Below are 13934 nucleotides of genomic sequence, written 5' to 3' on the forward strand. Positions count from 1 at the left end.
GAATGCTGGTTTTTTATTTTATTCTATCCGAGTTACTCTTTTACCTCGACAATCGTTTGTTTATAAAAATGTAAATTGAAGATCAACGTTTTATTGACGAGACGCGCTTCTATGTCAAATCCGTGTTCATTCATGATCGATTGAACGATAGATAAACCTAATCCTGTACCTGATAGGTTTTTATTTCGTGATTTTTCATGAACATAGAAGGCTTCCCAGAGCTTCTCTACATCAAAATCTGAAGGCAAGGAGGTTTGATTACTGATCGAAAGCTCAACGAACTCATTTGTTTCACGCCAGCTGACTTGGATTTCTTTGTCAGTGGTATATTTGATGCTATTGGTCAATAAGTTATCAAACGCACGTTTTAACAGTAAAGGATCAGCTTCGATCAAAGATAGTGGTCTATCTGTTTCAGCTTCTAAGAGCAAGATCGATTCTTTTTTCATCAATGATTCCTGTTCCTGCAACGTCTGTTTCCAAATCTTAGATAGTTGGAGTGGAACCTTTTGCAAGGAATGCTGCTGTTCCAATTTTGCATAATCAAGCATTTGATCGACGATTTCATTTAGACGTTGTGCTTGTTGTAAGATAGTGTCTAAGTAGGTACCATCGTCTAAGCCATCCTCGATTCCCGAGCTATAAGCTTTGATCAACGCGATCGGTGTTTTTAATTCATGCGTCAAATCTGCTGTGAATTGCTTCAATCGATTATTTTTCGCTAGTAAATTGTTTTGGTAGGTAGCCAAAGCATAGCTCATTTTGTTGATACTGACTGCTAATTCTCCAATTTCATTTGCAGGGATATTCTCAGTTGTCACAAACGTTAAAGCAGTGATTTCTTCTGCTACTTTTTTTAAATCAACAAGGGGATCTGTGATTTTTCGAACAGAAATATAGATCATAAAAATGATCAAAACTAGAGTAAGACTCAAGGAAATAAAATTGAAACTATTAATCAATTCTGCTGTTTCAGAGAAATTAACGGTAGAAACACCAACTAAGAAAAAAGTATCATCGATCACCAGCATTTCAACAAGAAAGCTAGATTTTTGTTTTCCTTGATCAAAGCTTCGCTGGATCGATTGGGATGTACTTTGTAATTGCTCCAAGGTCTCTTGTGTGACCCAAAAACGATTTAAAGCGACCTGCTTTCTATTCAAGTTGAGAGATAAACCTTCATTGAAATCATCAAGTGAAGTGCCGTCTAATGGATAGGTTATGATGGTTACTTGCTGCTCATTTTCCAAAAGTTCAAGTTGTTTGCTGTCATTAGGAGACTGTTGGATCGAAGCCATCACTGAGGCTACTTTATGTTCCATTTTCGCACTATAGTAATAAGGAACGACCAATGTATTGAAAATGAACATCACAAAAAAGCTGCCGATGATGATCAACGAAAAAGTGAGTGTGAGTGTCGTGCTGATTTTTCTAGTTTTCTTTTTCAACGAGATAACCCACTCCTCTTTTGGTAGTGATGATCTCATCACCGATTTTTTCCCGTAAGCGTCTAATATGTGTATCTACAGTACGGGCGACCCTATCATAATCCATTCCCCAAACATCAATTAAAAGCTGTTCTCGTGTTAAGATCGTTCCACGATTATTGACTAAGAACATCAATAGATCACTTTCCTTTTTTGTTAGATCGATTCGTTGATCGTTTTTCCAAAAATTGAGTTTCGCAGGATCGATAACTAATTTTTTTATCGTGATCGTTTCTGTTATACCAAGTAATTTTTTTACTCTCAGCACTAATACTTTAGGGTGAAAGGGTTTCGTTAGAAAGTCATCAGCACCGCTGGATAACGAAAGAAATTCATCATCGCCAGTTGTTTTTGCGGTCAGCATCAAAATTTTGACTGGACTTTCTGATTTAATAGTTTGGATCACTTCGATACCATCAACTTTTGGCATCATCCAGTCGATGATCGCTAAATCTATTTTTTCTGTATAAAAAAGTTCCAGTGCTTCTTCACCATCAAAGGCAGTAAATACGGTGAAGCCAGCCTTTTTTATATAAGCACTCAAAATCTGAACCATTTCTGGACTATCATCGGCAATCAAAATATTCATAAGCAGCAACTCCTTTTATAATCTTGCTAAGTGCGAATTTAGACGGAAAAATTGAAAAATCAGAACAAGTAGAAACACCCCGATCAATGGCAAATCGACCAAGAGAAAAAAACGGCTAGGGGTATACAGAAGTTCTTTGATCCATGAAGTAGCTGTCAGAAAGAACTTCATATAAAGCAGTTGCGCACTAAGCAAACCAATGCAGGCACTAGGAATGGCAAAGAGTAAAAAATCAGAAAAAAGTTCACTAGTCAATCTCAAATCAGAGCTTCCCAGTAATTTTTTTGTGATCAATTCCTCTTTATCTATTAGTAGAATATGCTGGAAGTGAATAAATAAATAAAAAAGACCCGCTAAAAATAATCCCAGACTAATCAAAAATAGACCGCTCTTTAAACTCGTCAGTAACAAAATCAAATTTCTTGCGGCTGCTGACTGCGTAAAAGAGTCTATCAAGTCATTTTGGTTCAATAAGTTTTCTCTTTCTAATGCTTCAAAATAATTTAGTGTAAGCCAGCAGCGAATAACAAGTGTCAGACTGAAGAAATACCCCGTTATTGAAAGAGTATTTACTATAGTGTGCAGTTTATTTCTGAACAATAATTTTCCGCTGTCAGCTAAAATGGTATAGTACTTATCCATAAAAACACCTTTCTCATCCTGATAGATTTTGATGGATTTTAGAAAGTCGAAGACTATTTATCATATTTATCTAGTTGAAATTCCTCGATCAAGGCGATCAATTTTTCTGCATATTCAGGATCTGTCGCATAGCCGCCGTTTTGTAAAGCGACAGCAGCTTCACGATAATTTTGACTGGTTTTGATTGCCTCGTAAGTTCCTCCGTTTAAAAATTCCATATGATCGACCATCGATTCTTGGATCGTCGAATATTTTTTAAATGAATCGTCGATCGTTATTTGTTCACCATCGATAAATTCCTCAGTTGGCATAATACTAGACTGCTCATTAAATGTGCCTTTGATCCCAAAAAGATTATTCGCTTCGAGTGCTAGATCACTACGTCCCCAATCAGATTCCAAAATTGCCTGAGCAATCGTGATGCTGGCGAATAAATGTGTCTGTTGTTGTAAAACTTTTGCTTCAGCTGCTATTTCATCGATAAAAAGTTGCTGGTACGCAGTAGCTTCGTCTTGAATAGGTTGTTCTTCTTTATTAAAAATCAAGAAAATACTCGCAATCGAAAGAAGTAGAATCAATAATAACGGTAAGACATTTCGTTTGATAAGGATTCTTTGATTCATGTCATCCCCTCTTTTCTTTTAGTGAATAAATGTAGTATAGAGGTTCAATGTTACAAAAAGATGCCAAATAAGTTAATAATTGTTTGGCTTTCTTAAGAAATAATTCAGTTTGATTAAGAAAATTTTTGAGAATGAAAAGTAGAAGTGAACGAAAAAAATGAAACAATTCCCTTTACAAGTTACCAAAAATCATTTATGCTAGTTTTTGCAAATACCCATAGGGGTATAAAAAGGAGGAGCATATGTTTTCATTTTTTAACAAGACATCGATCAATGGATCAGAACTTCAACAAAAATTGACGTTGAATCCAGAAATCATTGATGTGCGTGAGAAGTCAGAATTTCAAACAGGACATATTTCTGGCGCCAAAAATATTCCATTGAGTAAAATCAGCGCATACAGCTTGAAGGGTGATCGACCAGTTTATGTCATTTGCCAATCTGGATTGAGAAGCAGACAAGCAACGAAGCTTTTGAGGAAAAAAGGTATACAAGCATTCAATGTCAAAGGTGGAATGAGCCGTTGGTCTGGAACGGTCAGAGGAGGAAAATTATAATGCATGTGGTAATTATTGGCGGCGTAGCTGGCGGAATGTCAGCTGCGACTCGATTAAGAAGATTATCAGAGGAAATCGAAATTACTGTGTTGGAAAAAGGACCCTATGTTTCTTTTGCAAATTGCGGACTTCCTTATTATGTGTCAGGGGAAATCAGTGAGCGTTCAGCGTTGATTTTACAAAGTCCAGAACAGCTTAAAAAGAGATTTAACATTGACGTTCATACGGAAACAGAAGCACTTGAAATCAACCGTCAGGCTAAAAACATTCGGATAAACGCGAAAGGCAAAGAAGCTGTGATCAACTATGACCAGCTGATTTTATCACCTGGTGCGCAACCAGTTGTCCCAGAAATCGAAGGTCTAGCTCAGGCAACTAATGTACACACCTTGAGAAACGTACCCGATGTTGACAAAATCGTTGAAGCAGTTAAACAGGAACAACCAAAGCAGGCTGTTGTGATCGGTGCGGGTTTCATTGGCCTAGAAATGGCTGAAAATCTAAAAAAATTAGGAATCGATGTTACTATAGTCGAAGCAGCTCCGCAAATTTTACCACCGCTAGATGAAGAAATGGCTGCATTTGTTGAGAAAGAACTGAAACGAAATGAAATCACTGTCTATACAGGGGCTGCAGCAACCGCATTCAAAGATGCTGGAAAAACAATTGAACTAAGTACAGGAGAAACCATCAAAAGTGATTTTACCATCCTGTCAATTGGAGTCAAACCTTCTAGCGAGTTAGCGCAAAACGCTGGCTTAGAGATCGGTTTACGGGGTGGTATTCTTGTTGATGAGAGCTACCGGACAAACGATCCTGATATTTACGCTGTAGGGGATGCGATCGTTGTGAAGCAGCAAGTTACAGGCGAAGATGCATTGATCTCATTAGCTTCACCAGCCAATCGTCAAGGGAGACAAGTGGCAGATGTGATCATGGGAGGAGCACGAAAAAATCAAGGAAGTATCGGCACTGCAATCGTTCGTGTGTTTGAACTTACAGCTGCTAGTACTGGCTTAAGCGAGCGGCAATTGCGTAATGATAAGTTAGACTATAAAGTCGTTCATACGACATCCAAAAGCCATGCGGGGTATTTTCCAGGCAGTCATCCGATCGTAATGAAATTATTGTTTCATCCTGTTTCTGGGAAAATATTTGGTGCGCAGGCAGTTGGAGCAGATGGTGTAGATAAACGAATCGACATTATTGCGACAACAATTAAGGCTGGTTTGACAGTGACTGATTTACCTGAACTTGAATTTACGTATGCACCGCCTTTTGGTTCAGCAAAAGATCCAGTTAATATGATCGGATATGCTGCAGCAAATATTTTAGAAGGTTTTTCAGAAAGTATTCAATATTATGAGTTAAACGCAGCAATTGAAAACGGTGCGCTGTTGCTTGACGTGAGAAATCCTGATGAGTTGAAAAATAATGGTGCTTTACCACAAGCTAAAAATATTCCGTTGGATGAGTTGAGAGCTCGTTTAGATGAAATACCTAATCAACAGGAAATAATTGTGAGCTGTCAAAGCGGCCAAAGAAGCTACTTAGCAGAACGAATCTTGAAAAATAATGGTTTTACTGTAAAAAATTTAGATGGAGCATTTCAGCTTTATAGCATGATTTACCCCCAGGAGGTTATTAAATAATGTATAAATCAATCATGATCGATGAATTCGAACAATTACAAAAAAGAAATCACTTAAAAATTATTGATGTGAGAGAAGAGGACGAATATCAGTCTGTTCATATCAAAGAAGCAAAAAGCATGCCTCTAAGCACACTGCAAGAAACAGCAGTTAGCTTGGATAAAGGACAAGAATATTATATTATTTGCCACTCTGGCGGACGTTCTCAAATGGCTAGTGAATTTTTAGCATCATTAGGGTATGATGTAACTAATGTGATGGGCGGTATGTCTGCTTGGAGAGGAGAAGTTACTAGTGGTATGTGATCCTAAATTAGCAAATCGTTTGAAACGTTCAGAGGGGCAAATTCGTGGCGTTTTAAGAATGATGGAAGAAGGGAAGGACTGCCGTGAAGTTGTGACTCAACTGATGGCTGTCCGTTCTAGTATCGATAAAGTGATTGGACTTGTTGTGACTGAGAATTTGAAACAATGTATGGAAGATGAGCAGATCGATCTTTCCAGTGAAGACTTAACCAAAGCTTTAGAGATGATCGTAAAAACAAGATAAACTAAAAAGACGTTAAACTTCAGGCCTAGCCTAGAAAGTTTAACGTTTTTTTTTGAAGAGATGAGGTTGGGATAGAAGGATTCGAGCTTGAGGATCAAGGTCTTCAGTTCTAAGTGCTAAAGCACTAAGAGTTGAACACTTCAGTGTTAGGCTCTCTTTTTGTTTGTATTAAATGGATAATTATGATGAATATTGTAATCGCTGCTTTATTTAAAAAGAATGTTAATGATCTGGTTTATTTCATTCAGAAGATATATTTCAATAGTTGACAATTCTATCTTGAAAAAAGAACATACGTTTGGTATTATTTAGATTATAGGGAGGAGTAAGTATGAGTACAACATTTAACGTGACCAAGTGGGATGAACAGGCGATTGATGCTGAAAAGACAGATTTTCCGCTCAATCAAGTACACGCTCAGTATCAGCTTGAAGGAGATTTGCAAGGAATCGCATGGGTTGAATATCTATTATACTATATTGAAAGCAATCAAGAAGATGGCCATCTTGCCACAGCTAGAATTACTGGATTTCTTCATTTTGAAGGACAGTATAAAGGAAAAACAGGAACCTTTACAGCTGCGGAAAAAGGCTTATTCGATAAAGGAGCACTTGATTCACCTGGAATGATCATCAAAGGTACAGGAGAATTACAGGGATTGTCTGGTTCTTATCAGTACGATTTTATTGGTGAAACAAGCAAACTGATCTTGGATTTTAAGATACATGAATAGTTTATCAAGATTATTCTACATCATGCACTACCTGACTCTCCATAATAAAGTGAAAGCGACTTATCTGGCAGAACAGTTGGAAGTTTCGACGCGGACGATCTATCGGGATATTGATGTATTGTCTGCTCAAGGCTTTCCGATATACGCTAAAAGTGGTCGTGATGGAGGGATCCATTTGTTGGATACACATCATTTGCCGGCAACCTTTGTCGATGATGAAGAACAAGACCAGATCATAGTAGGGTTACAGAACTTATCGGCGGCGAATCTGAGCAGTGTCGAGCCATTAGTCAATAAACTTTCCTCCTTATTCAATAAAGAAATAGAACCTTGGATCGATATCGATTTTTCAACTTGGGGACAAGAAGACGAAGCTCATGCGATCGAATTGATCACAGAAGCCAAAATAAAAGGGAAATGTGTTTCTTTTTATTATAAGAATGGCAAAGGTGAAGGAATTTCTCGGGAAGTCATGCCCAACAAACTGATCTTTAAGCAAAATGCTTGGTATCTTGCAGGATATTGTTGTGTTCGAAAAACGACGCGCTTATTTAAATTAAAACGGATCGCTGATTTGGTCATGACAGATAATGAAATCGATGTATTGCTTTTAGACAAAAACTATCAGCCACGATTTGAAACGACTGATGTGGTATTCCGAGTACAAAATGAGCTCTTTTATAGAATCAAAGAAGAGCTGTCTGAAGTTGAAATAGAGCCTTATGAAAAGTATACGACGGTAAGAACACAGCAACCGAAAGGCAGTTGGCTAACGTCTTATTTACTTTCTTTTGGTAGTGCGATCGAAGTGATAGAGCCGGACGAAGTCAAAGCTCAAATCAAAGAGGAAATTCAAAAACTCCAGCAAATTTATTCGTAAATACTCTTGAATTGGTGATTATTGATTGAGATAATAGCATAGAGTAGAGAAAGAGGGATAACATGAAACAGCTGTGGTTTGAGCGATTGCTTCGTTGGAATAGAAAAATGCAGAAATTATTAACTGGAAGATATGCACGAATCGATTCACTTAATCGTACGTTGTTGTCGCTTAGCTTGATTTTGCTGATAGTAAATTTATTTTTATCAACGTCAGTTGTATTTTTTGCAGCATTTGGGTTATGGTTATGGTCGAATTATCGTTTTTTTTCAAAACGGATATACCCAAGAGCAAATGAAAATACTCGTTTTGTAGCGAGCCAACAACGGGTGCTAACGTTTTTTTCGATGATCAAGATAAGATTCGTCAATCGGCATACCTATCGTTACTTTAAATGTCCAGCTTGTAAACAGCAGTTACGTGCGCCGAAAAAAAGAGGCAAGATCAAAGTATCTTGTTCGAAATGTAAAGAGCAGTTTTTTAGAGTGGTTTAAAAATGAATAAAGTAGAAGTAGTAGATTGAAAATTGACTAGGAAGAGTTGATTTTCAATTTTTTTGTTGAAAAGCGAACAATCAGTTCATTTTAGTAGGATTTGTTCCGCTTTTTTGTTAACAAGTGAACGTGCTATGTTATAATGGAAAAAATGATTGAGGAGGAAAATATATGCGGGCAGTACTGACAGTTATAGGAAAAGATAAAGTAGGGATCATCGCTGGTGTAAGCCAGACATTAGCTGAAATGAATATTAATATTCTTGATGTTTCTCAAACGATCATGGACAGCTATTTTACGATGATGATGGTACTAGAACTTTCCAAAGAACAAGCTAATTTTGAAGACATTCGTGCAATATTGAATGAATTAGGTGAACGGTTAGGAGTCACGATCAGTATCCAAAACGAAGAAATATTCAACGTGATGCACAAGTTATAATAATCATATACTAGCTTGAGCTTTATTTTTTAACATCATCTAACTTGATAAGCTAGTTCGTGTTACTTTTAAAATTAGGAGGAATCATTTTGGAAACAAACCAAATTTTAGAAACGATTCGCATGATCGAAGAAGAAAATTTAGACATCAGAACGATCACGATGGGGATTTCATTACTTGATTGTATTGATAGTGATAGTGATCGTGCCTGTCAAAAAATATATGAAAAAATCACTCGCTTAGCGAAAAATCTGGTTAAAGTTGGAGCTGAGATTGAATCAGAGTACGGGATTCCGATCATCAACAAACGGATTTCAGTAACTCCGATTGGGATCATTGCCGCAGCTAGTCCAGATAAAGATTATGTGAAATATGCGAAAGCATTAGATAGAGCAGCTCAAGCGGTTGGGGTCAACTTTATTGGCGGATTTAGCGCTTTAGTTGAAAAGGGGTATCAGCATGGTGACGATATTCTAATTAATTCGATTCCACAAGCATTGGCTGAAACGGAATTTGTGTGTTCTTCTGTGAATATCGGCTCAACCCGTGCCGGTATCAATATGGATGCTGTTCGTCATATGGGCTATGTGATCAAAGAAACTGCAGAAAGATCCGATATGGGCTGTGCCAAATTAGTCGTATTCGCAAATGCTGTTGAAGACAATCCATTTATGGCAGGTGCCTTCCATGGCGTAGGGGAAGCTGATTGCGTCATCAATGTGGGCGTCAGTGGACCAGGAGTTGTCAAACGGGCACTGGAAAAGGTCAAAGGTGAGCCTTTTGATGTTGTAGCTGAGGTCGTAAAACAAACAGCTTTTAAAATCACACGAATGGGTCAGTTAGTTGGAAAAATTGCTTCCGAACGACTGAATGTTCCGTTTGGGATCGTTGATTTATCTTTAGCGCCTACACCAGCTGTTGGAGATAGTGTTGCCTATATTTTAGAAGAGATGGGCTTGGAAAGCGTTGGGACTCATGGGACAACTGCTGCATTGGCTCTATTGAACGACGCAGTGAAAAAAGGTGGAGTAATGGCATGTAATCACGTTGGTGGACTTTCCGGCGCATTTATTCCAGTCTCTGAGGATGCCGGCATGATCGATGCGGTGAATAATGGCGCTTTGAATTTGGAAAAATTAGAGGCAATGACTGCCATTTGTTCGGTAGGCTTAGATATGATCGCGATTCCTGGAGAAACCTCTGCTGAAACAATTGCCGCTATGATCGCTGATGAAGCAGCGATCGGTGTGATCAATCATAAGACGACGGCTGTCAGAATCATTCCAGCCAAAGGAACACAAGTAGGAGATATGGTAGAATTTGGCGGATTATTAGGCAGAGCACCTGTGATGAAAGTCAATGACTACGCTTCTACCGATTTTATTTTACGCGGCGGACGTATTCCAGCGCCGATCCATTCTTTTAAAAATTAATGGAATAAGGGTTTGAGCTATTTTTAAGAAAAAGAAATATGTTATAATGATTTTAAGCAGAGCAATTATTTTTTCAGTAAAATAGCGACTGTCAAACCGAATATAAAGGAGAGTACAAAAACGTGGAAATAAAACGTCAGCAAGAAGTCGTAGAAGCTTTTCATTACGATATGCGTACACAAGATATGGGCGAGGTAGAAACAGATCTGAGAGTTGGTTTTTCACCAATCGAATCAACAGATGAAAGTTATCCTAAAGAAAATTCAATTATCGCGGCTCGTTTAGAGTTTCGCTTAGTATTTGAAGAATATGTGTTGTCAGGATCTGTGAGTCAAATCAACCATATCATCAATCACAAAATTGAAAAACAAGAAGATATCAGCCAAGAAGAAGTGGATGAATTAGTAAGTCCTCTATTCAGTATTGTTCAACGTATGGCCTATGAAGTGACTGAAATTGCACTGGACAAACCAGGAATTCAATTGAATTTTCAATCATCACAAGAAGGATAAAATAGAAAAAAGAGTTTGCGATAGCCTGAAACTATCACAAACTCTTTTTTACTATCATCAGTGAAACAAAAAAGTATCTTTTCTTATTTAAAATCAGGTAAAATAGACGTATCACTAAAAATAAGCTTTTTAATTTTTAGGGCGGATCATTGAAGAATGATTCCCGGGAACCTTTACTTCCTTTGATGGACTGTCATTTATTTTGCGGTGGTTAGCTCTAAAAGCTGCTTTCGCTTTAAAAATTGGGAGGGAAAAAAATGACAACACTCATCACTGTTTTAGTGGTCCTGGCTTTTGTTGCTGTGTTATACGTCTTTTATCGTATGCAGAAAAAACACCTTAAATTTTCAACGCGTGTCTTTGCTGCATTAGGCGTGGGTATTGTTTTAGGTGCAATTATTCAATTCGCATTTGGTACTCAAGATAAAGTTACAACACAAGCAATGGACTGGATCGGTATTGTAGGTAATGGATATGTAGCATTTTTACAAATGCTCGTAATCCCCTTAGTCTTTGTTTCGATCGTCGGAGCATTTACGAAAATGAAAGAATCCAAACAATTAGGGAAAATCAGCTTTAATGTGCTGGCAACATTGTTAGGTACGACTGCCGTCGCTGCATTGGTCGGAATCGGAACTACATTATTGTTTGGACTTCAAGGTGCGAAATTTACTGAAGGAGCGGCAGAAACGGCACGGATCGCAGAACTTGCGACTCGACAGGAAACCGTTGAAAACCTATCGATTCCTCAACAAATTTTAGCCTTTATTCCTAGAAATGTTTTTGCAGATTTTGCTGGCACTCGTCCAACAAGTACGATCGGCGTAGTTATTTTTGCGGCTTTCGTTGGTGTAGCCTATCTTGGTGTGAAACGTAAAGCGCCAAAAGAAGGAGAATTTTTCGCCAATCTGATCGATAGTCTTTATAAAATTACGATGCGTATCGTGACACTTGTGTTGCGTTTGACACCGTATGGCGTGTTGGCGTTGATGACAAATGTGGTAGCGACAAGTGATTTTGAAGCAATATTGAACTTGGGTAAATTTGTTTTAGCTTCATATACTGCGTTGATTATTGTGATGCTGATTCACTTAGCGATTTTGATTGCGGTAAAAGTAAATCCTGTAAATTATTTGAAAAAATCATTTCCAGTATTGAGCTTTGCTTTCACATCAAGATCAAGTGCGGGAGCATTACCTTTAAATATTGAAACACAAACAAAGGCATTGGGCGTCGATGATGCGACCGCTAACTTTGCTGCAAGCTTTGGCTTGTCTATTGGTCAAAACGGCTGTGCAGGGGTTTATCCTGCAATGTTGGCAACGATCGTTGCACCAACTGTTGGGATCAATGTCTTTAGTTTAGAATTTATTTTGATGTTAGTTGCAATTGTTACAATCAGTTCATTTGGTGTTGCCGGTGTCGGTGGTGGAGCGACTTTTGCTTCCTTGATCGTACTAGGCGCTATGAACTTACCAGTTGCGATTGTTGGATTAGTGATTTCTGTAGAACCGTTGATCGATATGGCGAGAACTGCTGTTAACGTGAGTGACAGCATGGTCGCAGGAATCGTGACGAGTTCTAGAATCAATGAACTAGATCGTGATGTCCTAAATGACAGCAATTTAGTCATTGAAGAAAATGCATAATTTGTGATCCACTTCTCTTCCCCAAGAGAGTTAAAATGAAAAGGAGATACGGCTATTTATTAGCTGCATCTCCTTTTTTAAAGCAAAATTATTTTCATAAACCTTGGTATAAGATATAGTAAAAAGTATATAATAGAAATGGAATAATTGCTATCTAGAAAAGGAGCTCAATAATGTTTACTAATCAAATTAAAATCATGTTATATGTAACAAATGTCGAGGAATCAAGCCGATTTTGGCAAAAAATCGGTTTTGTAGAGAAGGAAAGAGATGCAGTTGATGGAACTTTGGTTGTGGAAGTGTCACCAGGTGAAGATGCAGATACTAGTATAGTCTTGTATGATTTGGAATTTATTCAAAAACATTCGCCAGAAGTTGCAGGCAACACGCCTTCATTGATGTTTTTCTCTGATGATATTGTGAATTTGTATAAAAAAATGAAAGATGCAGGTGTTCGAGTAGGCGAGATGGTTCAACTGCCGACAGGACTTGTGTTTAATTTTGCGGATAATGACGAAAATTATTTTGCTGTTTCTGGACAATAATGGTAAGTATAGAAGCTTTGAAATATGCTTGAAGAAGCTATGTTTCAAAGCTTTTATATTGTACATTAATACACAAGCAAATATCTCGATTTTTCGCTTTCTTTTTTTATATACTTAATAGGTATGAAGATAAATTAAGGACTGTCTTGTAAACAGTTTGTACAAAAAGGGGAAAGATAAGAATGGACTATCGTGTATTACTTTACTATAAATATACACCACTAGAAAATCCAGAACAATTTGCGAAAGAACATCTAGCATTTTGTAATTCACTAAATTTAAAAGGAAGAATCTTAGTTGCATCAGAAGGAATCAACGGTACACTTTCTGGAACGATCGCTGACACAGATGCTTATATGGAAGCAATGCTTGCGGATGAACGATTCAAAGATACTTACTTCAAAATCGATGAAGCACAAGAGATGGCATTTCATAAAATGTTTGTCCGTCCAAGGAAAGAGCTTGTTTCTTTAAACTTAGAAGAGGATGTGAACCCGTTAGAATTAACAGGTAAATATTTAGAGCCTAAGGAATTTAAAGAAGCCTTGCTTGATGAAAATACTGTTGTGATTGATGCTAGAAATGACTATGAATATGATTTGGGACATTTTAGAGGTGCCGTTCGCCCTGATATCCGTAATTTCAGAGAACTGCCTCAATGGATCAGAGAAAATAAAGATCAATTTATGGATAAAAAAATCGTAACCTATTGTACGGGCGGAATCCGCTGTGAGAAGTTTTCTGGCTGGATGCTAAAAGAAGGATTTGAAGATGTTTCACAACTTCATGGCGGGATTGCTGTATATGGAAAAGATCCTGAAGTACAAGGTGAATTATGGGATGGAAAAATGTACGTTTTCGATGAACGTATCAGTGTGGAAATCAATCATGTCGATAAAAAAATCATCGGTAAAGACTGGTTTGATGGAACACCTTGCGAACGTTATATCAACTGTGCTAACCCGTTCTGTAATAAACAAATTTTAGCTTCAGAAGAAAATGAAGCTAAATATCTTGGCAGCTGTTCAGATGAATGCCGTCATCATCCAGCTAATCGCTATGTAGCGAAGAATCATTTGACAGAACAAGAAGTAACAGCACGTTTGGAAGCAATTGCTAATTAGAAATTGAAAAAAAACAACAAAATG

General features: G+C 37.6%; 17 protein-coding genes. 13 read left to right on the plus strand and 4 right to left on the minus strand.

The genetic code is table 11. From position 1 onward, the window contains the following. Positions 1-32: 32 nt before the first annotated feature. From IGI58_RS13435 to IGI58_RS13450, 4 genes are read right to left on the minus strand one after another with little or no spacing between them, the layout of a single operon-like run. Positions 33-1448, minus strand: coding sequence for a sensor histidine kinase (locus tag IGI58_RS13435; RefSeq protein WP_429953002.1), 1416 nt, complete (start codon positions 1446-1448; stop codon positions 33-35). Then, entirely contained in the window at positions 1432-2076 is a 645-nt protein-coding gene (locus tag IGI58_RS13440) for a response regulator transcription factor (RefSeq protein ID WP_429953001.1), read from the minus strand. The genes IGI58_RS13435 and IGI58_RS13440 overlap by 17 nt, the downstream gene beginning before the upstream one ends. A gap of 15 nt (positions 2077-2091) precedes the next feature. Beyond that, positions 2092-2718: a hypothetical protein gene (locus tag IGI58_RS13445; protein ID WP_429953000.1), complete on the minus strand. Its 627-nt coding sequence runs from the start codon at positions 2716-2718 to the stop codon at positions 2092-2094. A 53-nt stretch (positions 2719-2771) separates the two neighbouring features. Beyond that, a complete protein-coding gene (locus IGI58_RS13450) occupies positions 2772-3341 on the minus strand; it encodes a glycoside hydrolase family 73 protein (protein WP_429952999.1) in 570 nt (189 codons plus the stop codon). A gap of 242 nt (positions 3342-3583) precedes the next feature. On the opposite strand from IGI58_RS13450, the gene IGI58_RS13455 reads away from it, so the two are divergent. The 13 genes from IGI58_RS13455 (at position 3584) to IGI58_RS13515 (ending at position 13910) form a co-directional block, all read left to right on the plus strand. Then, complete coding sequence (locus tag IGI58_RS13455) at positions 3584-3898, plus strand: rhodanese-like domain-containing protein (RefSeq protein WP_429952998.1); 315 nt, start codon at positions 3584-3586, stop codon at positions 3896-3898. Further along, the gene (locus IGI58_RS13460; RefSeq protein WP_429952997.1) at positions 3898-5550 is read left to right on the plus strand and encodes an FAD-dependent oxidoreductase; all 1653 of its coding nucleotides are present in this window, start codon (positions 3898-3900) and stop codon (positions 5548-5550) included. The genes IGI58_RS13455 and IGI58_RS13460 overlap by 1 nt, the downstream gene beginning before the upstream one ends. Beyond that, positions 5550-5855 (plus strand): rhodanese-like domain-containing protein, encoded by a 306-nt coding sequence (locus tag IGI58_RS13465; protein ID WP_429952996.1) that lies wholly within the window; start codon positions 5550-5552, stop codon positions 5853-5855. Before IGI58_RS13460 ends, IGI58_RS13465 begins: the two co-directional genes overlap by 1 nt. Then, the gene (locus tag IGI58_RS13470; RefSeq protein ID WP_429952995.1) at positions 5845-6099 is read left to right on the plus strand and encodes a metal-sensitive transcriptional regulator; all 255 of its coding nucleotides are present in this window, start codon (positions 5845-5847) and stop codon (positions 6097-6099) included. Before IGI58_RS13465 ends, IGI58_RS13470 begins: the two co-directional genes overlap by 11 nt. Positions 6100-6430: 331 nt before the next feature. Beyond that, a complete protein-coding gene (locus IGI58_RS13475) occupies positions 6431-6832 on the plus strand; it encodes a DUF3224 domain-containing protein (protein ID WP_429952994.1) in 402 nt (133 codons plus the stop codon). Then, positions 6825-7712 carry a helix-turn-helix transcriptional regulator gene (locus IGI58_RS13480; RefSeq protein WP_429952993.1) on the plus strand — a complete coding sequence of 296 codons (888 nt, stop codon included), beginning with the start codon at positions 6825-6827 and terminating at the stop codon, positions 7710-7712. The genes IGI58_RS13475 and IGI58_RS13480 overlap by 8 nt, the downstream gene beginning before the upstream one ends. Positions 7713-7774: 62 nt before the next feature. Next, positions 7775-8206, plus strand: a complete 432-nt coding sequence (locus IGI58_RS13485; RefSeq protein ID WP_429952992.1) for a hypothetical protein — start codon at positions 7775-7777, stop codon at positions 8204-8206. Positions 8207-8377: 171 nt separating this feature from the next. Next, the gene (locus tag IGI58_RS13490; protein ID WP_429952990.1) at positions 8378-8647 is read left to right on the plus strand and encodes an ACT domain-containing protein; all 270 of its coding nucleotides are present in this window, start codon (positions 8378-8380) and stop codon (positions 8645-8647) included. Positions 8648-8736: 89 nt separating this feature from the next. Next, on the plus strand, positions 8737-10080 hold the full coding sequence (locus IGI58_RS13495; protein ID WP_225533000.1) for a PFL family protein: 1344 nt from the start codon (positions 8737-8739) through the stop codon (positions 10078-10080). A 122-nt stretch (positions 10081-10202) separates the two neighbouring features. Further along, on the plus strand, positions 10203-10592 hold the full coding sequence (locus tag IGI58_RS13500; protein ID WP_429952989.1) for a DUF1149 family protein: 390 nt from the start codon (positions 10203-10205) through the stop codon (positions 10590-10592). A 257-nt stretch (positions 10593-10849) separates the two neighbouring features. Next, positions 10850-12241, plus strand: coding sequence for an L-cystine transporter (locus tag IGI58_RS13505; protein ID WP_087639562.1), 1392 nt, complete (start codon positions 10850-10852; stop codon positions 12239-12241). 173 nt (positions 12242-12414) lie between these two features. Next, a complete protein-coding gene (locus IGI58_RS13510) occupies positions 12415-12786 on the plus strand; it encodes a VOC family protein (protein ID WP_087639565.1) in 372 nt (123 codons plus the stop codon). 182 nt (positions 12787-12968) lie between these two features. Then, positions 12969-13910 (plus strand): rhodanese-related sulfurtransferase, encoded by a 942-nt coding sequence (locus IGI58_RS13515; RefSeq protein WP_429952988.1) that lies wholly within the window; start codon positions 12969-12971, stop codon positions 13908-13910. Positions 13911-13934 lie beyond the last annotated feature (24 nt).

The sequence above is a fragment of the Enterococcus sp. AZ020 genome (assembly GCF_050499205.1).
Taxonomy (GTDB): domain Bacteria; phylum Bacillota; class Bacilli; order Lactobacillales; family Enterococcaceae; genus Enterococcus_L; species Enterococcus_L dunnyi.